Source organism: Gloeocapsopsis sp. IPPAS B-1203, from assembly GCF_002749975.1.
Taxonomy (GTDB): Bacteria; Cyanobacteriota; Cyanobacteriia; order Cyanobacteriales; family Chroococcidiopsidaceae; genus Gloeocapsopsis.
On sequence record NZ_PEIG01000006.1, the window covers coordinates 207,506 to 229,586 of the forward strand.

A 22,081-nucleotide genomic window follows, 5' to 3' on the forward strand; every position below is an offset into this window, starting at 1 on the left:
AAATCTAGCCTCGAGTCAGGCTAAAGCTGTGTGTCGTAAAAAGACACAATAAGGTGATATGAAACCGATCAATCCTTAAGGTGTAAGGTTAGTAGGTAACGTCTGCAAGAACAAAGCGATCGCGTCCTTGAGTTTTTGCTTGATACAGTGCTTTATCTGCTTTTGCCATCAATGCAACAGGTTCGCTGTCTGATGTCGGAATTGTGCTCGCAATTCCCAAACTCATCGTCACATAATCACTGATTACTGAGCCAGCATGGACAAGCTGAGAGTTTCTTAGTTGCATTTGAATCTTTTGGGCTACTTTAATTGCACCTTCAGCCTCAGTGTTGGGTAAGATGACTGCAAACTCTTCTCCGCCATACCGAGCAACTAAATCTCCAGGGCGCTCAAGCGTAGCACTAATGATTTGAGCTACTTGTTTTAAACAACGATCGCCTGCCTGATGGCCATAGTGGTCATTGTATGATTTAAAGTAGTCAACATCGCAGAAAATTAAGGTTAAGGGTTGTTTTTCCCTTGCCATGCGCCACCATTCTTGAGCGATCGCTTGATCAAATTGGCGACGATTCGCTATTTGCGTTAAACTATCAACGCAACTGAGGTTTTGCAGTCTTCTATTGACTTCTTGTAATGCAACTTCTGCTTTCAGGCGATCGCTAATTTCTCTATGTAATTCTAATTCTACAACGTCTGAATGTTCATTAGTCGTCTCTAATAAAATTTCTAAATCGGTCTTTTCCTGCTTTAACTCTTCTAACTCTTGCTTAAGTCTTTCAATATGAATTAGTAACTGCTCCCGAGAGAATTGCTCTTCTAAGTTACGTTGAAATTTTGTTTTTTTATGATGGTTTCGAACCAACAACTCAGACTCCATGAATGCCTCTAGCCCCTGGCATTCTAAAGCTTTGGAAAATAAAAAGCCTTGACCATAAGTACACTTTAAAACTTTTAATTGAGCATATTGATGTGTGGTCTCTATTCCTTCTGCAACTACTTCCATATCCAAGTTTAATGCCAAATTTACAATTGCTTTAACAATCTCCAGCTTTTGTCTACTTTCATTCATCTTTTGAATAAAAGATCTATCCAGTTTTAAAGTATTGATTGGAAAATTATATAAATAGCTCAAGGATGAATATCCTGTACCAAAGTCATCCATAGAAAACTGAATATTTAATGCTTTTAGCTCCTCAATAACATTGACTGCAGTGTTAATATTTCTGATTAAACTACTTTCAGTAATTTCGAGCTTTAAGCAACATGGCTCTAGTTGTGTCTCCTGCAAAACTTGTTTTACCTGATCGAGAAGATCAGTCTTTAGGAGTTGTTTGCCAGAAATGTTGACACTAATTGTTTCTAAAGAAGCGTTAGGAAACTTTAATTGCCAAGCCCGCATTTGATAACAAGCTTCTCTTAGTACCCAATAGCCCAAAGATATAATTAGTCCTGTATCTTCTGCTAGAGAGATAAATTCAGAAGGATATATTAGCCCGCGCTGTGGATGTTGCCAGCGTATAAGTGCCTCAAATCCGACAATTTGTCTAGTTTCTAGTAAGACAATTGGTTGGTAGTATAATCGAAACTCCCGGCGCTCAATTGCCCGCCGTAAATCGTTTTCTAGCTTCAATACCTCTACTGTGCCGTCGTGCATAGCTAGGTTAAATATTTGGTAAGACGATCTACTGAGTTTCTTGGCATAATGCATAGCTATGTCAGCATCTCGTAACATCTCCTCTGGTTGCTGATAGTCTTCTTTACTCATAGCAATGCCAATACATACATTCACAAAAACTTCACGCCCTTTTATATAAAAAGGTAAAACAAGTTCTTTATAAATGCGATCGGCAATTTGTTGTATATGGCTAACATCTTTAATATTGTCGAGTAAAATCGCAAACTCTCCGCTTCCAAGATGAACAACTATATCTTTGTGGCGCGTGTAAGTTTCTAATCTGCGAGCAAGTGCAATAATAAGTTGATCTTCTATTCCATAAGCTAGATTGCTATCAACTACTTGGAATTGTTCTAAATCTAGTAACAAAATAGCAAAAATATAATTGATATTTTGTTTGGTAAAATTAGTTTTCTGAGCTATTTTTCTTAATAAGTACTTACGGTCTGGCAACATTGTCAACTGATCGGATAACTCTTCATTTGATATTTTATGCACTTGCTTAATTTGACTAATACTTGAGAGTTTTATCCTAGTCAAGAAGTTTATGTTGTTAATAGAAAGAGTGCTGATAACTCTTGCCCAGATTTTATTGAGTTTTTTATATTGGTAAACTAAAATATCTACTACATTATTATTTCTTTTAAATAAGCTAATAACTGGTAAGTTAAAATTGAAAAGTGGTTGAGGAGTTAAAAACAAGAAAAATGGCTCTTGCAACCACTGCTTATAATTCATATTGACATGGCAATTCCCAATATTTAATTTGCTAATGCTACGAAATATGGGTTGTTCATTTTTTTGTGTACTTAGAATTGTCTTTATACCGTTTGAAGCTTTTTCCAATTTTAGTTGGTTAGCTTTCTCGATAATTTCAATCATAAAATTACACCATAAACTCAGAACGCATTTCGCAGTAACCAATTTATAGCAAGGTTAAATTATTGATGAAAACCGTGAAAATATTGTCAGTGTTGGATTTTAGAAAAAAGCTTTTTTCTTTAGAGATATACTGAAAATTGTTGAAGTTTGATAAAAATACGGAGAAAGTGAGTTTAGAGTTGAGTTGAGTAATTGCTATATACTCAGTTAAGCTGACGCACTGGCTTTTAACTTAAAAAACCTTTATGGTGAAATTTATAGCTTTTATATAGTTCTGTTGAAGACTTGTGCAAGAAGATTTTCGGTTAATAGTTGATTTGGTGTTAGTTCTCGCGGTTGCAGCTGGTGGTGGGCTATTAGCTGCACTGTTGCGCCAACCAGTTCTCCTTGGTTATTTGCTTGGTGGTATGGTGGTTGGTCCTGCTGGACTAGGATTAATCAAGGAATTAATTCAAGTAGAAACGCTGGCGCAGTTTGGTGTTGCCTTTTTATTGTTTGCTTTGGGCGTTGAATTTTCTTTTGCAGAACTCAAAAAAGTCCAGGCGATCAGTTTAGGTGGTGGAGGCTTGCAAATTGCCCTCACTATTTTAGTAACAGCACTCGTATCGTTATTAGTAGGTTGGGTAAATTCTCCAGCACAAGGCGTATTCTTAGGTGCAATTTTATCTTTGTCTTCTACAGCAGTTGTACTCAAATGCTTGATGGAACGCAATGAAACCGAAACTTCACACGGGCAAGTGATGCTGGGAATTTTGGTAGTTCAAGACTTAGCATTAGGGTTAATGCTTGCGGTGTTACCTGCGTTGGATCAACCGGCTGAAACAATTGGTATGGCAGTGTTGACGGCTTTGTTACGCATTGGATTATTTGCTGCAGGAGCTATAGCCGCGGGAATTTGGTTGATTCCACCTTTGTTGAAACTTTTGGCACGTACCGAAAGCCGCGAGTTGTTTTTACTTGGTGTTGTAGCTTTGTGTTTGGGTATTGCACTACTAACTGAACACTTGGGTTTATCGATTGAAATGGGGGCGTTTGTTGCTGGATTGATGATTTCGGAGGTAGAGTACGCCGATCAAACGTTGACTTATGTAGAACCGCTGCGAGATATCTTTGCGACATTATTTTTTGTAGCAATTGGCATGTTGATTGATCCTGTGTTTTTGTGGCAAAACCTAGAGTTGATTTTGGGGTTAGTAGCGCTGGTTTGGGTTGGTAAATTTTTGATTGTGACTCCATTAGTTAAAGCTTTTGGTTATTCAATAAAAACCGCGTTGCTGGCTGGTTTAGGTTTGGCTCAAATTGGGGAATTTTCATTTGTGTTAGCGAGTGAAGGGCAATCACTAGGGCTAGTTTCCCGCAGGGTATATTTACTAATTTTGGGAACAACTGCAGTCACGCTGGTTCTAACACCGTTTGTATTGCGGCTAGTTCCTTTATTTTTTAATTGGGCAGAATCGTTACCTTGGCTTAAGCCTTATTTGGACGCGGCTGATGTACCAAAAGAGGTTTCTCCAGAATTACCGATACAGGATCATTTGGTTGTTTGTGGTTATGGACAAATGGGACGTAACTTAGTTCGCTTAATGCAAGAACGCGGACTTTCTGTAGTAGTAGTAGATCAGTCGGAAAGTAAAATTCAACAGTTGCGTGAAGCTGGAGTGCCTTACGTGTATGGTAATGCCAGTAGTTTGCGAGTGTTAGAAACTGCTGGGGTGGATCGCGCGCGATCGCTAGCAATTGCTTTACGAGATCCGATGAGTACACGTTTGTGTCTTAAACGTGCGTTGGAACTATCTCCTGAACTTGATACGGTAGTCTGTGCCAATAAAAATCAAGATATTGAACTACTGTATCAACTGGGCGCAAGAGAAGTTGTACAACCTGAATTTGAAGCAAGTATCGAACTTTCCACACATTTATTAGCGCAAGTCGGCTTGGCGCTACCAGTAATTCAACAAGAAATGCAGCAAATCCGATCGCATCATTATCTCGAATTGCGCCCTGAGCGATCGCCTGCACAAGTTTCGCGGGAGTTGCAGTTAGCAGCTAAAGATATGAATAGTCGCTGGTATCGCTTACCTAAGACATCTCCGCTTGCTGGTATGACGTTAGAAGAAGTAAATTTACGATATCTTACTGGTGTCAGTTTGATTGCAATTCGTCGGGCGAAAGGTGAAGAAGTTGATTATCCTGATGCTACAACCGTTTTACAGACAGGCGATCGCTTATTACTCGTTGGAACTGCTGAGGAACTCGCGGCGTTTGATGAATTGGCTAAAGGTGAAGTGGCAATTCATGATGAAAATATGTTGTGTCACTGGATTATGCTTGGAGTTAATAGCCCAGTGATTAATCAAACTTTGGCACAGTTAGATGTTTTCACTCGTTGTAGCGTGCAGGTACAAGCAATTCGACGCGATGGTAAATTCTTTTGGTTTCCTGATGTGAATATGAGCTTGCAAGCAGGCGATTTACTGTTATTATGCGGAGCTTACCCAGCTTTGAATCAACTTCAGGATTGGCTATCAACGCAAGGTGTACAGGGTGTTTTTCCTATATTGTCGTAAGTGTTTCTACTTGAACATTGCGGGTGGGTAATTGGTAATTAACTGGACTTGATATAGTTAGGATTTATGAATTAGGCTGACAGTATTAATAAATTTCTGTAAAACTGGAGAAGAGTCTTGTTTTCGCCAGGCTAAAGCAATTTCAATTTCTGGCGTCGGTTCTTGGAGCATTTTGTAAACAACACCTGATCTTTGTAAATTTTGGAGTGAAGCGGGTACAAGGGCTATACCTATACCTCCAGCTACTAAGCTAATTGTTGTTTGCAGTTGTGTCGCTTCTTGGAGAACATTTGGTATGAAATTTGTCTGTTGAAAAAAGCGGAGAATTTGGTTGTATAATCCTCCTCCCAAGTGATGTGGAGGCATAATAAATGGTTCTTGAGTGAGTGCTTTGATAGATACTTCTGGTAGTACTGCTAGGGGGTGAGTTGCTGCGATCGCTAAAATAAGGCTTTCTTGTAAAACAGTTATAGTACTGAGGGCTTCACTTTCAATTGGTAAATAAAGAATTCCGACATCAATTTGGTTGTGGTGCAGGCGATCGCATTGTTGGCGGGTTGTTAATTCTTGCAAATCTAACTCTACATCTGGGCATTGCTCGCGAAAGACACGTAAAATTTTTGGCAATATACTATATGTCGCTGAGCTATTAAAACCAATTACCAATCGACCAATTTCACCACGACTGGCTTTTTGGACTGCAATCACTGCTTGATCGACTTGTTGTAGTGCTAGCCGCGACTTTTCTAAAAACACTTTTCCTGGTGTTGTTAATTCTACTCTGCGCTTGGTTCGCTCAAAAAGTTTGACTCCTAACTCTATTTCTAAATCTCGGATTTGCTGACTTAATGGTGGTTGGGCAATATGCAATCGTTCTGCTGCACGGCTAAAATTTAGTTCTTCTGCAACTGTAATGAAGTAACGCAGGTGTCGCAGTTCCATTTGGGTAATGGGTAATGGGTGTTTGATTTATATATTTTGAGTATAAATAAACTGCTAAAAATATATTGGACATCTAGTAATTGCTTCTCTACAGTGAGTAGTAGGCGTACTCAGGAAGCTGAAAATGGATGAAATTGATATAAAAATTCGCTTGGCAACAATTGAAGATCTAGAGTTAATTCTTGGGTTTATTTCACAAAAAGCAAAATTTGACAGGTATCCCCATTCTCTAGAAATCACGATTGATAAGTTAAGGCAAACTTTATTCGCTCAACCTCCACTTGCACAAGTGTTGTTAGCCCAAGTCGATGATGTTGCAGTTGGATTTGCGCTATTTTCCTATGCTTACTCCAGTTTTTTAGCACAGCTGACGCTTTGGGTAGGCGATTTGTATGTACAGCCACTGATGCGCGGTAAGGGAATTGGTACAGCGTTGTTGCAACGTTTGGCGCAAATCGCACAAGAGGCAAATTGTGGCAGGTTAGAATGGACTGTTGCGGATGGCAATACCCGTGCGATCGCTTTTTATCAAAAACACGGTACGCAAGTTTTAAATGTCCGGCTGTGTCGAATCGAGCGATCTACAATTTTGCAACTAGCAGGTAAACGGACAGACAAAAGATTTACTGCTTTTTACAAGTAATATCAAATCCAGTTGATTAGTGATGATAAAAATGGTGAGTAAAGTGACTAATGACTAGTAACTAACCACTAATAACAGCGTAACAATACCGATATTCTGGTTATCTAAGCGGAGATGATATAAATAAGTAACATAAAATATGCACAAAGTAAAAATTAGCTATAAGGAAAATCATGATATTGATTGCCTCAGCATTCTTAATTTATATCAAGCGAATCACTGGTCTTCAGCTAACAAACCTGAGCAACTCTACAACGCATTAATGCACTCCCAACTGCTAATTTCTGCGTGGGATAAAAGTAAGCTAGTAGGTTTAGGCAATGCTATCTCTGATAACTTTTTAGTCGTTTACTATCCTCACTTACTTGTGTTGCCAGAGTACCAGAAACAAGGTATAGGCAGACAAATTATGAAGATTTTAACGTCTCGTTATCAAGGTTTTCATCAACATATTCTCCTTGCAGACCAACAGGCAATTGAATTCTATAAAAAGTGTGGCTTTAAGCGCGCCGGAAAAACTGAGCCGATGTGGATATATGCTGAACAAGAGGATTAGTTTCCTTTAAACCACTACTATCAACTAGTTTATTGGTTTGAGATAGGCGATCGCACCTCTCCAAACGAGGATAGTTTGATTATTTGCATCAACAAGACTTAAACAGTTTTGATCTTGCCAGCTAATTTTACCAATGACTAGATCGCCAGTGACAAGTTTCAACTCGACGCGGTTTGCTTGTTTAATTAATGTTTGAACTTGACGAATGCTAGGTAATGCTGGATCGAATTCGCTAGGCATAAATTTGGTTTTCTCGTTGGGAAAGGGGTAATGGGTAATGGGTAATGGGTAATGGGTAATGGAAAAAAGATATTTAGCAGTTACCAGTTACCAATGACCAGTTACCAATCTTTAGGTTACATTTATTTTCACTTACTGACATAAAATCCTATGACGATTGAATTTGCTAAATATCACGGACTTGGAAACGATTTTATTTTGATTGACAATCGTTTGTCATCACAGCCTGTTGTTACACCTGAACAAGCAATTAAGTTATGCGATCGACACTTTGGAATTGGTGCAGATGGCGTCATTTTTGCACTACCAGGACAGAATGGTACTGACTACACAATGCGGATTTTTAATTCTGATGGTTCAGAACCAGAAATGTGTGGTAATGGCATTCGTTGTTTAGCGGCGTTTGTCGCAGAAATAGACGGGGATCAGCAAGAAAATAGCCAAAAACGCATTCATACGCTGGCTGGCACTATTACACCGCAAATTATGCCTGATGGTCAAGTCAAAGTTGATATGGGCGTCCCTCGGTTACTTGCAAGTGAAATTCCGACGACTTTGTGTTCAGAAGGCGTGAAGGTTGTTGACAAACTGCTAGAAGTTGCCGGACAAAGTTGGAATGTTACGTGTGTCAGTATGGGGAATCCGCACTGTATTACGTTTGTGGAAGATGTCGCAGCAATTCCATTAGAAAACATTGGTCCGCAATTTGAGCATCACGCTGTCTTTCCGCAACGGACAAATACAGAATTTATTGAAGTGGTGCGCCGCGACTACTTGAAGATGCGTGTCTGGGAACGCGGCGCAGGGGCTACTTTGGCGTGTGGTACAGGTGCTTGTGCGGCTTTAGTTGCCGGTGTATTGACAGGAAGATGCGATCGCATTGCGACAGTCGAACTTCCAGGGGGTTGCTTGCAAATCGAATGGTCCGAAATCGATCAGCGGCTATTGATGACAGGACCTGCTGAAAGAGTATTTACAGGTGTTGTAGAAATTTAAGCATAGAGGTTCTAAACAAGATACAACACAAACCGCTGTCCCAACGCACTTTATAACCCTGACCTCTGACCCCTGTTATACTTAACGGACTCTACAAGATTTACGCTCGCTTTCTAGCTGCGGTTCTTGCCAAGACAAAGCAAAATGACTGACACCTTGAAGTCGTGGTGCATAGGCGCGGAGTGCTTGCATTTGGGCTTCTAAGGATGGGCGATTGCTAATAGGTTTACCCCAAACTCCTGCGATCGCTGGAATTACCTGAGTTCCAGATGGTGCGTACTGCAAAACTCGCTGTACTAAAGCAGCAATACAACTTGTATTATTGCAAGCTGCGTAAGACATGGGATGCCATTCTAAAGTTGTTGGAAAGCGGTCCCAAGGCTGCAAACGCGAGTCATAACCTTGACGACCGACTGATTGGTTGCCATCAGGGAAAAACACTGCACCTGCTTTCATTCCTTGTCGCTGTACAGGCCAAGCTGCAATTGCTAAAAAGTCGATAATGCCTTGAATTGCATGAGCAACACTAAGTTGCCATAACTCCCACTGTAATTGGGGCTGTCTTTGTGCCGCAGTTGGTGGTTTGTTTGGTGGTTGTGGTGCTGGGGGAGGGGTGCGTCCTTGCCACAAGGGTTCGCCTTCTTGCGGATACAGCTTGTCGATGGCTTCAATATCTCCTGCAGTAATATATCCTTTACTCACAAAGCGCTGAATTAAGTTCAGTCCTTTGTAGTTTAGTGCCCGACGATTTAAAGCTTGTTGAGCAGCTTCGCTATGAATCCATAAATCTTGTACTCTATTGACAACAGATCCAGCACCTGAGCCTCTAGGATAGCGCACATAGTCAAAGAGAACTCCATCAGGGCGACGCCGTATGACTTCTAGAATAAGCTGATAATAATCTCTTTTGGCTTGCAAGTTATAAGGATCAATAAATACCTGACTGGCGTTATCAACCACATACAAACTTGTATCTCCTTTACTGTTACGTGCTAGCACCGATTGGCGGTCTGGGCGCTGCCCGTAGGAGTAGCCGAAATTCATCATGAACATCCAAGCGTAGACCTTCAACCCGCGATCGCGTCCCTTTTGAATGGCTTGAGCTAGCAAATCTGTCCTTTCACTACCAGGGGTCCTAACTACAGAAGGCCAAACGGTAGGATTTGCGGCTGTGGGTAGCAAAACTTGACCGTCGTAGAATACTTCAATATACACCTGGTTATAGCCACGATTAACAACGCGATCCATGACTTTATCGAGTACTCCAGGCTGAAGATCGCAGGGATATAACCGCAACCATACTGCTTGAGTTTGAGGCCAAGTGCGGTTGCGACAATCGCGTAAAATTTGAGCGTGTTGATTTACAAGTGCTCTATAGCGGTTCTGAGCTTCTGTGTTGCCCTGCAGTGCAGATTGACGTAAGGTTTCTTTTTCTTGTGTTGCTGCTGCTGTTAGCTGGCAATACGCCGTTGTTTGTGCCTTAGCTGGAGGAGGGCTACCAAAATTAGTACTTACTAAGCTACCTGTTAACACGGTGGCAAGCAAGCGTTGCCAAGCAAAGCAAGAACGGGCAAATCTCAAACGATGGTTGGACATTACCGCAAACACAACATAACTACGAACAATGAATCTGGTAGCAAGGCTAATCATTAACTTATAAGTGACAGCCTCAACTAGCGTTGTTCAAAAAAACAGCGCTTTAGCTTTATGTAACAGTTGCACTAGAACAACGTACCAGGACACACTAATAATTCACTAGTGAGAACTTTGGGTTACATAAGTCTTGACTAGTGTTAGGACTACAAAAGTTCTCATTCGGTTTCCTTAACGCTCTAATTTCTTAAGTGTGGCAAATGAAGAAACCGCTTCAAATATTAAATCAACTGCTCAAATCATTACACCTAATAGTTTTTGTACATTGCGATCGCATGATGTCCAGCCAGATTGCCTGACTATCTGTAAGTTGCTAGTTGTATTAGTACACAACATTAACCGTAAATATCTCCTGTCTAAAAGCGTTAGGAGAGTAAAATCTCAAACTAACCTTATGTGTTAGTTAGCCACTCACTACTCTCCCACTAGCTACTATAGAAGGAGATATCGCTAACTACGAGTTTAGCTGTTTCGGTTCAGCGCCATTTCTACTTGTTTGAATTCTTGCTCTAACCGTTTTTTGAGCTTTGCTGGTACTGGGCGATTGGGATAAGAGCTATAGTGTCCTGCCAAGGAGTTTAATGCGGTTCGCATTGTGGTGAAGGAACTTAAACTAGCAACAGCACCATCACGTTGGTAACGGGCAGCAAATTCATTAATTTTTTGACGTGCTTCTGTTTGCGCCTCAGCTTTTTCAGGAGCATCATCTGGTAAATCGAGGGCGTTTCTCAATGTGTTTACCACAGATAGTGTATCTTGGCGATAATCTCCACTCAGACCATCTGAGAAAGCAGTGCTAGAACAGCCCATCAAGCCAATGACAACAACCAACGCGAGGGCGAGTAGACGTGACCAATAGCGCTTCATAAGCATTTAAGTGAGAAAAGACAGAAATTAACGTCCATCCTATCTCGGATTGGTACTGCGGGGATCATGTAATTTGGGTAGTAGAGTAGTAGGGAGACTAAGAGAGTTATGAATGTTGAATGTTGAGTGTTGAGTTAAGAATGCCATCAAAGTCTTCTCATAACTCATAATTCAAAACTCAAAACTCAAAACTCTATTACCTACACTCCCACACTCCTACTAGCCACTAACCACTTCCTCTTCTTTAGTCAGCAGGCAATATAAAGTATCGCGTTGTGCATGGGGTCTTTTGATGGAACTAATTGCGGTATGTAGAGTTTCTACTTCCATACACGTACCACCGATCGCACCTGCCATTGTGGTAATGTGTTCTTCCATTAAAGTACCGCCAATATCGTTGCAACCCCACTTTAAAGCTTTTATTGCTCCTGTTAGCCCTAGTTTGACCCAGCTTGGTTGATGGTTAGATATTGCCTGTCCTAAAAAGATCCTTGCTACTGCTGTCAGTAATAGTGCATCAGCAAGTACTGGTTGATCTCTGCCAACTCTACGGCGTAGAGGTTTGGGGGCTTCTTGACCGACAAATGGTAGCAAAATGAATTCAGTTATGGTGGCAGAGTAATTTCTATCGTATGCGGTTTGTTGTAGCGATCGCAATTGTTGCAGGTGATGAATCTGCTGTTGTGGTGTTTCAATGTGTCCAGAAAGCATTGTACTGGTTGTTGGTACACCTAATTGATGGGCTGTACTGACAATTTCTAGCCAAGTGGCTGTGTTAATTTTTTCAGGACACAAAATCCGCCTGACTCGATCGTCTAAGATTTCAGCAGCGGTTCCTGGCATTGAACCGACTCCAGCATCGCGTAAAGCAACAATGACTGAGGCATAGCTAATATCATCTTCTCGCGCAATAAATTCTACTTCTTGGGGAGAAAATGCGTGTAAGTGCAATTGAGGGAACTGTGCTTTGATGATTTTTACTACTTCCAGGTAATATGGCAGAGAGCGCCCGCTAATTTTCGCTTGCGGGTTTAATCCTCCTTGCATACAAATTTCTGTTGCACCGCGCTGTACCGCATCACTCGTTTTTTCAAGAATTTGTGCCCAGTTTAGCCAGTAGGCTTCTTCTTCTCCAGCATCGCGCCGAAATGCACAGAAACTACAGTGCTGCTCGCAAATATTAGTAAAATTAATATTACGATTGATGACATATGTTACAGTGTCACCTGCTTGCAAGCGGCGGAGTTGATCTGCTGTATCCTGAATTGCTGCGATCGCTTCGATATCGGTCTGCTGTAACAATATTACTCCCTCTTGGGAGGATAGCTCGTATCCGGTTAAGGCACGCTCAAGAATCTTTTCAACAGCTTTAGTAGTCACAGAGCATTGGATAATTAAGTGCACTTTCTCAATTGTGTCAGTAAATGAAGCAAGACAGGACAGGATGCCTACCCCGCATTTATACATACAGATAGTGAAAATCTATGAGTTATGAATTTAAAACTCAATCCAAAGACTAAATATCAAGATATATTACTGCTGTTGGTATGGACTGCGATCGCTGTTGGTTTGCGGTTAACGCTACTAGCAAGTAAACCACCTTGGACAGATGAATTCTCAACGTTAGTCTTTAGCTTGGGCAATAGTTTTCTTGGCGTTCCTTTAAATCAGGCGATCGCGCTTGATACACTACTGCAACCGTTGCAACATAATCCAGAGCGTGGAGTTATACAAGTCGTCCACAACTTGGTGACAGAAAGCAATCATCCACCACTGTACTTTGCAGTAGCTCATTTATGGATGAATTTTTGGTCGCCACAGTCAACTGACTTAGTCTCGGTATGGACAGCGCGATCGCTTCCGGCTTTACTCGGTGCAGCATCGGTTCCTGCAATTTATGGGTTGGGTTGGCTGACTTTTCGTTCTCGTTTAATCGGTCATTTATCAGCAGCAATGATGGCGGTTTCGCCCTATGGAATATTTTTAGCGCAAGAAGCCCGACATTACACGCTGGCAATTCTATGGGTCATTGCTTCCTTTGGTTGTTTGGTTGTTGCAATTCGACGTCTTGAGTACCGTAAACCAATTCCGAGTTGGTTAGTCGTTGTTTGGATTGCTGCAAATTTTTTAGGGATCGCAACGCACTATTTTTTTGTGTTGACTCTTGGTGCTGAAGCTGCTGTTCTATGTGTGTTGTGGTTACGTCATTATACATCTCGCACTGAATACCCTAGGTCTGGTTCTTGGTGGCAAATTTTGATGGTTGCAGTAGGAACATTTCTCGGTGGCTTAGTGTGGCTACCTGTGTTTTTCCAAAACAATTATGGCAGCGATCTCACCGATTGGATTCAAAACGGCACGAAAGGATTATTAGCATTACTTAACCCAATTTTTCAAGCTCTGGCTGCTTGGCTGACAATGATATCTTTACTACCAGTAGAAGCTCCACAACTACCGATTGTGATTGCTTCTGGTTTTGTCATGCTGATTTTCTTTTTGTGGGCACTGCCTCAGTTGTATCGTGGGATCAAAGTAAAGCTCACGCAACCTAAAACACGCTTAATGACTTGGGTTTTTGTGGGGATTGCGTGTAGTGCGATCGCATTGTTCTTTTTCTTTACTTATGTTTTTGGTATTGATCTCACTCGTGGCGCGCGCTATAATTTTGTCTATTTTCCTGCAGTTATAATTTTAGTGGGAGCAAGTCTTGCAGTTTGTTGGCAGACTCCTCATCAACAAGGAAAACGTGCTGTTGCCTTAATTTGGCTAATGGGATTACTCAGCGCGATCACAGTAGTTTGTAATTTAGGTTATCAAAAATACTACCGCCCTGACTTGATGGTAGAAATTATTCAAAACAATACATTGCACTCACCAATGTTGATTGCTACAACTCATAAAACTCATGTGCAAATTGGCGAAATGATGGGTATAGGTAGAGAATTTAAACTTGCTGGAGTTAATACGCCGCGATTCTTGTTAGCGCGTGAAACAAATGAAGCCACTGCGACTTTACAACAAACTTTAAATAATTTTCCCCGACCGCTAGACTTGTGGTTGATCAATTTTCATGCGCCAGTGCAAGTAGATAGCTGTATTGCTGAACCTCAAGCTTTGCCATACGTTAATGGTTACAACTACCAGCTATATCGCTGTAATTGAGAGGTAGTTGGGTAGGCGGGTATTTGGGAGACTAAGAGAGTTATGAGTCATGAAGAGTCTTTTAATTCAAAACTCTTTATTTCTACTTAAGTACTTCTGGAATACTCACAGAGGATAAACCGGCGATCGCGCGTAAATTTTGACAACGGATGAGTTCGATAAAAGTTAAGCTAGGACGTTTTTCAAGTTTGGCGACGGCTTCTATTGCAGTTAACAAATGTTCTGCTGCTTCAGTTTCAATGTAGCTGCGCCTTTGGGCAATTTGAATGGCGGCTTTGTCTGCTTCGATTTCTAGTTGCGTACTGCGATTGTTGCGCCAGATGCGATTAAGTGCGATCGCACTCAAACCTCCTGCAACCAAAACTCCGACAGCATCTTGCTGTACGAATTCAATTGTTGCGCCTATTAGTCCTGTAATGACAACACCTTGATAAATATCTGGCTTTAACCACTTGACTTGGAGAAGCCAAGATACAGTTCGTAACAGCAGCAGATCTCTTTGTGGCTGCGAAAGACGGCGCCATAAGTCAAAATTGATATATATCAAACGCTGCTGATTCCAAGGTAAGGGAAACGAGCTATAAATTACTGCTGCTTGCTCTGGTTTATTCACAATTTTAGTCATCATGCGACCAGAAGCTGGCATGATTTCTACGAGGCGGCGAATTTCAATAGCTGGCTCCATTGACTTTAGTTCAGTAATAATACAACAAATGGGTAATAGAAAAGCACTTAGCCTTCTTCTGTTAGCATTTAACCCAAAAAAAGCTAATAGCCAATAGCTAATCGCTATTTAATGACCAATTACCAGTTACCAATTACCAACTCAAATACTTCTACTCTATATACATTATTACTCTGTGTTTAAACAGATAATAGTAAGAAGCAGTTGAAATAAGGATTCCTGCATGGATGCATTTGCTCCTGTTCCTCCCGAATGGACTAATAAGGCAATTCACGCTTATGAGTTTTGTTGTCCTACTTGTCGTGCTTCGAGTCGAGAAGCGGAAAATGTTTGGCTTAATCGGCGATCGCCTGTGATGACAGATAATTATCGCCGCAAGTGGCAAGAATTTTATCAGTGTCGTTGCGGTTGTGTGTGGTGGGCTTGGAGTAGCGATCGCCCGCCTTCGGAGTTCTCTTCATCGGAACTGTCAACGTAACCCAAAAAAATAATTGGGGCGATCTCATCAAGATCGCCCCGACTTCAGTTACTTAATACTAATCATCCTTTTAGAAGGAGAAAGTAGTACGAAGGGTTCCGACATAAATTGTGTCATTAGCGTTGTTATGCTCTGGATTGAAGATCACTAACACACCAGGAGTGATAGCAACGTTCTCGGTAAGCTGTAGACGATATACTCCTTCTAAGTGATATGAAGTATCTGGGTCTTCAACAAGGGCACTATCTGTAACCTTTGGTGGCTGACCAAAGATAATACCCAACTGATTACCTTCTCTACCAAAATCTTGTAATGCTAATGTAGCAGCCCAGTAGAACATATCTGCATCAGCTGCAGGACCTACTAAACTATCTGCAGTACTATAGCCTACCCAACCGGAGAGGTTCAATGACTGACCTAGTTGTAAGCTAGCTTGCGCTCCGTAATGGTTAGCTTCTGTAGCAACATCCTCCCCAAAAGGCGCGTTTGCATTAGCACTTCCTGTGGAACCAAATAGATCAATTCCACTTGCCGTGTTTTGATAAGAACGAGCGTATGTAGCACCGATTGTAAATGCATCGCTAATGCGGAAACCAATTTGACCTAACGCAGTATAAGCACCATTAAAGAGTCCTACACCACCTTCGCCAGGGTCTGCAGCATTAGGTGCAGCAAAAACTCCAGTTACAGTCAGTGGACCTTCTGGATTAAGACTGACTGATATTCCAGCACCGCTACCTGTGCGGTAGATAGGGCTAAATCGACCGTAACGAGATATTGCACCACGACCACTGCTTTCAAGAGATGGGTTGAAGCTATATAGCGCGTTATCTAATCCGACATCACTAAAGTTCAATTGAACTAAAGCAGCATCACCGACGGGAAAACGGTAGTAGAAGTCTTCTAGTTCGACATCGTTACCAGTGTTGGTATCAAAGCCTAGACGGGTCATGCTAGTACCCGTTTCACCACTGTTGTTGTCTAAATTCGCAGCTTGCAAACGAACTCTCAAGCGATCGTCACCACCAAAACTGGTGTCAAAGTTCAACCGCGCCCGACCCCCAAGAACAGTATTGTACTCTAAGTCTTCTCCACCAACTGCTGCGTCGCCGAAAACATCAGATATTGCAAAAATCACTTCTCCGTTGAGGACGGTTGTTGTGGAGAACTGATTTGCTTCGAGTTCTGCGGTTTGCGCTTCTAGGGCATCAACTCGACCGCGGAGTGTAGCAATTTCTGCTGCAAATTCTTCTTGTAAACGTTGGAGAGTCGCTAAGTCTTCTCTTGTAACTTGGTCTGCTGTGGCTGTTGCAATTAGTTCATTGACGCGATCTAAACACGCATTCAAACCAGCTGCAAATTCGTAGCGGGTCAAAGCACGATTACCGCGATAGGTTCCGTCAGGATAACCAGCAATACAACCGTAGCGCTCAACGAGTGATTGTAGTGCTTGAAATGCCCAATCTGTTGGCTGAACGTCAGATAACTGAGATACTGATGTTACCTGAGCTAGTGAATTTGCGGGAACTTGACTAACTAAGGTTGGAGCTTGGCTTGTAACAATTTGAGGAGCTGGTTCTACAGCCGCAGCTTGGTCAGTGGTTGCAGTCGGAACAACTACATCTACTACTGGAGTTTCAGTAGCTTGAACGCGGTTGCCTAGAAGCAAGGTTGCTCCTAAAATGACTGGACTGAGCCTCAAAGCGTTCCAGAAAAATTTTGTCATTGTTTGTCTCACTCACACCGATATTATGAACAGATTCAGACTTTAGGTATATCTGCTGTCAACACTAAGATTATACAAGGTGATCTCGCTAAAAAATCAATAGTAATATCTCGGATTTTCATGAGATCTTTAATTTAAGCGATCGCCTTTCAAAAGCAAGTATTTGTTACCCAGAATACACTGGTAAACATTGGACATTCTTGGCTTGTGTTTAGAAAATAGAATAACAAGTTTGTTGAGCTTACAAAAGTGCTATTTGACTAAACATAAAATTATGCGTCTTTGGTGACGAAGTAACATTCCTTCCTCTTCAAAGTGCTGTAACAATCGAGTGACTGAAACTCTTGTTGTGTTAATGACTTCTGCCATTTCCTGGTGAGTAATAGCTAAATCAATCAAGCGACCTTGCTCTACTTCTCGACCAAACTTCTCAGAGAGCCAGATCAAAAAGTGCCACAGTCTCATAGAAACTGGTTTTCGATGTACGATACTCAGAAGCTCTTCAGATTGCTGGATGTGAAGTAACATAGAATCTACTGCTTGATGCCATAAGCCTGCTGGCAAAAGACTCATTTCCACACTTGTTAGGCACTCTATCTGGTATGGATTTACCCGCGATAATGGGTAGCCTACAACATCATCTGCGCCCCAGTATCCTAATGTTATGAGTGTGCCTTGTTCGCTCCAAGTAAAAGTACGTACGGCTCCGCGTTCTATTTTCCACAAAAGGTCTTGGCGGGGTGGAATAAGCTCTTTGCGGCTAAATATCCGCTGGAGTGGAGAGGGGAGTGGTGTGTTTGGAGCGGAGATAGTCATGGATATAACCGTTGTTTTTGGTGTTAGTGTGGTTATTTTTTGTATCTATTACTTTTCACTTATTTGAGAGTAAATTCTGCATTTGATTGGCTGCAAATTTAGAAAATGACAGATATTTTTTGCTAGATATTATGCCAATGAAACTTAGTTTTATATCTCCCATTCACAGGTAAAATTACCACTCCTGCAATGGTGCAAATCAACGGATAAACTGTGTAGCACTTGCGTTTCATTATGTTCAGCTTAAGTGCAATTTCAAAAGAAAGTGTCTTGGAGTTTTTATTGTGAGTTTAATACTGATAGTAAAGCTATAAGTTTAAGAACAGGTAAGCCTTTGTTAAAGATTGTGTTGTTGTATACAGCACACAACATATTCAGTAATAGTTTTGCTGAATTAGTTTGAGTAAATCAAGGATATAGGAGAAAAAGATGACGACAAGTTTGTACAAAAATAATCTTATTCTCTTGTGCTTTAACTTCATGCTTACAACTCTTGCAATCGAAAAATTATAAACGCCATTCCCAGCGGAATGTAATGTAGCGGAGAAGCGAGATGTTTAGCAAGGCTCAACATGATAGTTTGGCGTTGCTGAATCCAGTATGATTTTGCCTCCAACCCCCAATTCTGGAGGCGACGAACCAATTAAAGTCCCCCAAATTTGGGGGATTTAGGGGGTAGCAAATAGTTTGTGATTTCCAAAATTCATTCCTCTTTCAGCAACGCCGACAGTTTAAATACTTTTGCAAGAAGTCTCTTGTTTGCCCTAGGTAGAACCCCACATTGAGTATTAACCTACTTTCTATCTATGAAGCTTGTAGAGCGAAATAGTTGAGATTAGGCTCTGTGTCCTGTGACGATGTATGCTACTCTTTGACCAATATTCGTTGCGTGATCTGCCATTCGTTCTATGTGGCGGATAACAAGTGCTAAAAGCAAGATTGGTTCTACTACTCCTTTAATGTCGCGCTCGGTTGCCAAAGTTTGGTAGAGTGTTTGGTAGGCATCATCGACAAAATCATCGAGCCGTTTGACTGTTTTTCCAGCATCAGCATCGAGATCGGCTAGTGCAACTAAGCTAGTTGCTAGCATGGCTTGGGCGTGATGAGACATTTCCTCAATTTGAGGAACACAACGATGAGGCGGATAGGGAAAAAGTTTGATGGCTATTTCGGCTAAGTCCTCTGCATAGTCGCCAATGCGTTCTAAGTCGCGGACGAGTTGCATAAACGCACTTAACAAGCGCAAATCTTGTGCTACTGGTGATTCTGAGGTGAGTAGAGTAGCACACTCTATCTCAATTTGTTTGTAGAAGCGATCAATTTGTTTATCGAGGAGAGGTAGTTGTTTAGCTACTTCTAAGTCACGTGCAAACAATGCTTGATGACTAAGCCTAAAGGAATTTTCGACTAAAGCTCCCATCCTCAAAACGTCACGTTCTAAGCTTTTGAGGCGACGTTCAAAATGGCGGCGCTCAGAACTAGAGTTAATGTTCACATTTGATAATGTTGCACTATATAGAGATTGGCTACTGTTGTCTCAATGTTAGTGCTAATTTTGAGGATTTGCTAATACCCCTGGAAGCAAAACTTGTAACCAAGCACCACTTTGGGGATGATTCATTGCTTTTATGGTACCGCCGTGAGCTAAGACAATTTGCCGCGCGATCGCTAAACCTAAACCAGAACCTGCACTTATAGAACAACTAGGATGAGTTAACGGTTGTCGAGTGCGTGAGGGATCTCCTCGGTAAAGTCGATCAAACACATGGGGTAAATCAGTGCTAGGAAAACCTGAACCAGAATCAATAATATCAATTTGTACTTGATCTGCTGCGATTAAACTGAGTTTGACTTCAATTTTTCCTTCAGGAGGACTGTACTTAATGCTGTTATCAAAGATGTTCAAGAACAGGCGATAAAGACGCGATTCATCGGCTTTGAGCCACACAGCTTCGAGTCCAGAATAGCTCAATTGCATCTTTTTATTTTGGGCTAAAGGTTCGAGGCTTTCCCATACAGTATTGATAAGCGATCGCAGTTCTAAGCTTTGGCGATTTAATTTACTATTTGTTTCGAGTTGATTGAGTTCTAACCATTCTTGAACTAATTTAATTAAGCGATCAATTTCAGGAAGAATGCGTTCAGCCCAGCGTTGCAGTGGTGGTTCTAACTGTTGCTCTAAAGTTTCAGCAATGAGACGAATTGAGGTTAGCGGCGTTTTTAATTCGTGGGCTAAATCGGAAAGTGTGCGATCGCGGGAAGCTGCTATGTCTACCAACGGTTGACGATTTTCAATAAATACACTAACTCTCCCTTCAGGTAAAGGATAGCTATAAGCTCGTAAAGTACGCGGTTGAGCCTCTCCGAGTGAAACAGCATTTGTGAAAGTTGGATGGAATACCCATTCTATTGCTTGTGGTTGTTGGCGATCGCGTGTTTGCTCAATGAGATGATCTAGTTCATACGAGCGTACAAGTTCTAAAAGTAACCTATATTGTCCTGCTTTCCACCTTTGGATGTTTAATAATTGCTGTGCCTGTGGGTTACAACACAATAATTGGTTCTCCTCATCTACTTGTAGATGACCTACAGGTGCAACTTCTAAGAGGTATTCACATAAATCAATTTTTGCTTGGAGTTGAGTGTTGTCTTCTTTTTGTTTGACAATTGCCCTTTGTAATAAATTGATCGACGGTAGCGCAATTTCTGTGGCTTCAGAGGGAAGCCTGCGCAATACTTGCTGTAGTCTTTTCTGGAATTGGGTATATTGCCAAAACCAAATTCCAAGTCCTACAGCTAGCCCCAAAAAGAATTCCAACAACGCCATTAAGAGCCACGAGCTTTTGCATGCTATCAGCTACTAGCTTATCTATTTTGGCTAAGAAGGGATCAATTTGAGGGTTCGGAGGTCGGGGATCAGGGGACGGAGAGTCGTGAAGTGTTGAGCCTAAGAGAGTTATAAATGTTGAGTGTTGAGTGTTAAGTTAAGAATGCCCTCAAGATCTTCTCATAACTCAAAATTCAAAATTCAAAACTATTCACTAGCCCCTCACCCCTCAACGCCAGTTTGACGCCACTTGCTACAATGGGGGACACCCCCAAGGGCGCAGTGGCTCCTCCTCACCCCTTATCTTCCTACCCAAATCGGTAGCCGAAGCCGCGTACAGTAATGATGTATTCGGGATGGCTGGGATCTTTTTCTAATTTTTCCCGTAGCCAACGAATGTGAACATCGACCGTTTTACTATCTCCGACAAAATCTGCACCCCAAACTTGATCGAGTAATTGCTCGCGCGACCAAACTCGGCGGGGATATGTGATAAATAGTTCGAGTAAACGAAACTCTTTAGGTGAAAGATTCACTTCTTCACCACGCACAGTAACGCGACACTCTTGAGAATAGAGCGTGACATCTTTGAACTGAAGCAGTGGCAATTGAGGTAAGCTGTTGAAGCGTTGGCGACGCAACAAAGCCCGACAACGAGCCACGAGTTCCCGCATACTAAAGGGCTTGCTGATATAGTCGTCGGCTCCGACTTCTAAACCTAATACGCGATCTGTTTCGCTACCTTTTGCACTCAGGATGAGGATAGGTATTTGGTTTCCTTGATGACGCAGTAAGCGACAGACATCTAGACCATTAATTTGAGGTAGCATTAAGTCCAAAATTAATAGGTCAAAAGGTACTTCGCCTTGAGTTGCATCGCTATTTTGCAACAAAGATAACGCATTTCTGCCATCTGCAGCAGTTGCGATCGCATAACCTTCAGCCTCTAACGCGAGAACAAGCATTTCGCGGATTAGCTCTTCGTCCTCTACAACTAAGATGCGGCTCATTTGCCCAATTTCTGCCCTCGGAGGACACTTGGCTGGTTCAAGAGTAAACATCAATCAAAAATTTCGCGAGTAGGCTGCATAACTATTATCTACCTCTAATGGTATAGATGTTTGCCTTACTTATGAAATTATCAGAAATTAAGAGATAAATTTATTTTAATATTTATGTAAACAATGGGTAGTTAAAACTGCATCTACACAAACAAAATTTATCTTCACAGGTTTCTATATGAAGTCTGGCGGTTAAAAACCGCGACTACACAGACAAAACCCGTCTTCACGGGTTTCTATAACTTGTAGCTTGCTTCTGCAGGTGGGGTGAGTTGGTTAAGCTGCGAATAAATTTGCCAAGCTGA

General features: G+C 41.6%; 18 protein-coding genes. 6 read left to right on the forward strand and 12 right to left on the reverse strand.

Annotated features, from left to right (window positions below; translation table 11 throughout):
* Positions 1–88: 88 nt before the first annotated feature.
* Positions 89–2,173 (reverse strand): diguanylate cyclase domain-containing protein, encoded by a 2,085-nt coding sequence (locus CSQ79_RS12795; RefSeq protein WP_289501089.1) that lies wholly within the window; start codon positions 2,171–2,173, stop codon positions 89–91.
* Between the two features lie 671 nt (positions 2,174–2,844).
* Between CSQ79_RS12795 and CSQ79_RS12800 the strand changes: the two genes are divergently transcribed.
* Positions 2,845–5,124: a cation:proton antiporter domain-containing protein gene (locus CSQ79_RS12800; protein ID WP_099701561.1), complete on the forward strand. Its 2,280-nt coding sequence runs from the start codon at positions 2,845–2,847 to the stop codon at positions 5,122–5,124.
* Positions 5,125–5,181: 57 nt separating this feature from the next.
* On the opposite strand, the gene CSQ79_RS12805 is transcribed toward CSQ79_RS12800, so the two are convergent.
* Positions 5,182–6,066 carry a LysR substrate-binding domain-containing protein gene (locus CSQ79_RS12805; protein WP_099701562.1) on the reverse strand — a complete coding sequence of 295 codons (885 nt, stop codon included), beginning with the start codon at positions 6,064–6,066 and terminating at the stop codon, positions 5,182–5,184.
* A 124-nt stretch (positions 6,067–6,190) separates the two neighbouring features.
* On the opposite strand from CSQ79_RS12805, the gene CSQ79_RS12810 reads away from it, so the two are divergent.
* Positions 6,191–6,709: a GNAT family N-acetyltransferase gene (locus CSQ79_RS12810; protein WP_099701563.1), complete on the forward strand. Its 519-nt coding sequence runs from the start codon at positions 6,191–6,193 to the stop codon at positions 6,707–6,709.
* Between the two features lie 139 nt (positions 6,710–6,848).
* Complete coding sequence (locus tag CSQ79_RS12815) at positions 6,849–7,265, forward strand: GNAT family N-acetyltransferase (RefSeq protein WP_099701564.1); 417 nt, start codon at positions 6,849–6,851, stop codon at positions 7,263–7,265.
* A gap of 24 nt (positions 7,266–7,289) precedes the next feature.
* Here CSQ79_RS12815 and CSQ79_RS12820 read toward each other — a convergent pair whose 3' ends face one another.
* Positions 7,290–7,505: an Hfq-related RNA-binding protein gene (locus CSQ79_RS12820; protein WP_099701565.1), complete on the reverse strand. Its 216-nt coding sequence runs from the start codon at positions 7,503–7,505 to the stop codon at positions 7,290–7,292.
* 150 nt (positions 7,506–7,655) lie between these two features.
* On the opposite strand from CSQ79_RS12820, the gene dapF reads away from it, so the two are divergent.
* A complete protein-coding gene (gene dapF / locus CSQ79_RS12825) occupies positions 7,656–8,501 on the forward strand; it encodes a diaminopimelate epimerase (RefSeq protein WP_099701566.1) in 846 nt (281 codons plus the stop codon).
* Positions 8,502–8,582: 81 nt separating this feature from the next.
* Here the strand turns inward: dapF and CSQ79_RS12830 are convergent, their stop codons facing one another.
* The 3 genes from CSQ79_RS12830 to cofH form a co-directional block, all read right to left on the reverse strand.
* A complete protein-coding gene (locus CSQ79_RS12830; RefSeq protein WP_099701733.1) occupies positions 8,583–10,097 on the reverse strand; it encodes a family 10 glycosylhydrolase in 1,515 nt (504 codons plus the stop codon).
* Between the two features lie 519 nt (positions 10,098–10,616).
* Complete coding sequence (gene psb27 / locus CSQ79_RS12835) at positions 10,617–11,021, reverse strand: photosystem II protein Psb27 (protein WP_099701567.1); 405 nt, start codon at positions 11,019–11,021, stop codon at positions 10,617–10,619.
* A 219-nt stretch (positions 11,022–11,240) separates the two neighbouring features.
* A complete protein-coding gene (cofH, locus tag CSQ79_RS12840) occupies positions 11,241–12,401 on the reverse strand; it encodes a 7,8-didemethyl-8-hydroxy-5-deazariboflavin synthase subunit CofH (protein ID WP_289501091.1) in 1,161 nt (386 codons plus the stop codon).
* Between the two features lie 111 nt (positions 12,402–12,512).
* On the opposite strand from cofH, the gene CSQ79_RS12845 reads away from it, so the two are divergent.
* Entirely contained in the window at positions 12,513–14,183 is a 1,671-nt protein-coding gene (locus CSQ79_RS12845) for a glycosyltransferase family 39 protein (protein WP_099701569.1), read from the forward strand.
* A gap of 82 nt (positions 14,184–14,265) precedes the next feature.
* On the opposite strand, the gene CSQ79_RS12850 is transcribed toward CSQ79_RS12845, so the two are convergent.
* The gene (locus CSQ79_RS12850) at positions 14,266–14,868 is read right to left on the reverse strand and encodes a DUF3318 domain-containing protein (RefSeq protein WP_099701570.1); all 603 of its coding nucleotides are present in this window, start codon (positions 14,866–14,868) and stop codon (positions 14,266–14,268) included.
* 223 nt (positions 14,869–15,091) lie between these two features.
* On the opposite strand from CSQ79_RS12850, the gene CSQ79_RS12855 reads away from it, so the two are divergent.
* Positions 15,092–15,346, forward strand: a complete 255-nt coding sequence (locus tag CSQ79_RS12855) for a hypothetical protein (protein ID WP_099701571.1) — start codon at positions 15,092–15,094, stop codon at positions 15,344–15,346.
* Positions 15,347–15,416: 70 nt separating this feature from the next.
* Here the strand turns inward: CSQ79_RS12855 and CSQ79_RS12860 are convergent, their stop codons facing one another.
* The 5 genes from CSQ79_RS12860 to CSQ79_RS12880 all read right to left on the reverse strand — a co-directional run bounded on the left by CSQ79_RS12860 (position 15,417) and on the right by CSQ79_RS12880 (position 21,776).
* Positions 15,417–17,072, reverse strand: coding sequence for an iron uptake porin (locus tag CSQ79_RS12860; protein WP_099701572.1), 1,656 nt, complete (start codon positions 17,070–17,072; stop codon positions 15,417–15,419).
* 252 nt (positions 17,073–17,324) lie between these two features.
* Positions 17,325–17,888, reverse strand: a complete 564-nt coding sequence (locus tag CSQ79_RS12865) for a Crp/Fnr family transcriptional regulator (RefSeq protein WP_099701573.1) — start codon at positions 17,886–17,888, stop codon at positions 17,325–17,327.
* 835 nt (positions 17,889–18,723) lie between these two features.
* On the reverse strand, positions 18,724–19,383 hold the full coding sequence (gene phoU / locus CSQ79_RS12870; protein ID WP_099701574.1) for a phosphate signaling complex protein PhoU: 660 nt from the start codon (positions 19,381–19,383) through the stop codon (positions 18,724–18,726).
* 54 nt (positions 19,384–19,437) lie between these two features.
* Positions 19,438–20,715, reverse strand: coding sequence for a sensor histidine kinase (locus CSQ79_RS12875; RefSeq protein WP_099701575.1), 1,278 nt, complete (start codon positions 20,713–20,715; stop codon positions 19,438–19,440).
* A gap of 308 nt (positions 20,716–21,023) precedes the next feature.
* Entirely contained in the window at positions 21,024–21,776 is a 753-nt protein-coding gene (locus CSQ79_RS12880; RefSeq protein WP_099701576.1) for a response regulator transcription factor, read from the reverse strand.
* Positions 21,777–22,081 lie beyond the last annotated feature (305 nt).

Bases quoted from the DNA above. Each gene is read 5' to 3' on its own strand.
- CSQ79_RS12855 (WP_099701571.1), top strand. From the start codon at position 15,092: ATGGATGCATTTGCTCCTGTTCCTCCCGAATGGACTAATAAGGCAATT.
- CSQ79_RS12865 (WP_099701573.1), bottom strand. From the start codon at position 17,888: ATGACTATCTCCGCTCCAAACACACCACTCCCCTCTCCACTCCAGCGG.
- CSQ79_RS12805 (WP_099701562.1), bottom strand. From the start codon at position 6,066: ATGGAACTGCGACACCTGCGTTACTTCATTACAGTTGCAGAAGAACTA.
- CSQ79_RS12875 (WP_099701575.1), bottom strand. From the start codon at position 20,715: ATGGCGTTGTTGGAATTCTTTTTGGGGCTAGCTGTAGGACTTGGAATT.
- CSQ79_RS12810 (WP_099701563.1), top strand. From the start codon at position 6,191: ATGGATGAAATTGATATAAAAATTCGCTTGGCAACAATTGAAGATCTA.
- CSQ79_RS12880 (WP_099701576.1), bottom strand. From the start codon at position 21,776: ATGTTTACTCTTGAACCAGCCAAGTGTCCTCCGAGGGCAGAAATTGGG.
- CSQ79_RS12860 (WP_099701572.1), bottom strand. From the start codon at position 17,072: ATGACAAAATTTTTCTGGAACGCTTTGAGGCTCAGTCCAGTCATTTTA.
- CSQ79_RS12830 (WP_099701733.1), bottom strand. From the start codon at position 10,097: ATGTCCAACCATCGTTTGAGATTTGCCCGTTCTTGCTTTGCTTGGCAA.
- CSQ79_RS12815 (WP_099701564.1), top strand. From the start codon at position 6,849: ATGCACAAAGTAAAAATTAGCTATAAGGAAAATCATGATATTGATTGC.
- CSQ79_RS12845 (WP_099701569.1), top strand. From the start codon at position 12,513: ATGAATTTAAAACTCAATCCAAAGACTAAATATCAAGATATATTACTG.
- CSQ79_RS12850 (WP_099701570.1), bottom strand. From the start codon at position 14,868: ATGGAGCCAGCTATTGAAATTCGCCGCCTCGTAGAAATCATGCCAGCT.
- psb27 (WP_099701567.1), bottom strand. From the start codon at position 11,021: ATGAAGCGCTATTGGTCACGTCTACTCGCCCTCGCGTTGGTTGTTGTC.
- CSQ79_RS12820 (WP_099701565.1), bottom strand. From the start codon at position 7,505: ATGCCTAGCGAATTCGATCCAGCATTACCTAGCATTCGTCAAGTTCAA.
- dapF (WP_099701566.1), top strand. From the start codon at position 7,656: ATGACGATTGAATTTGCTAAATATCACGGACTTGGAAACGATTTTATT.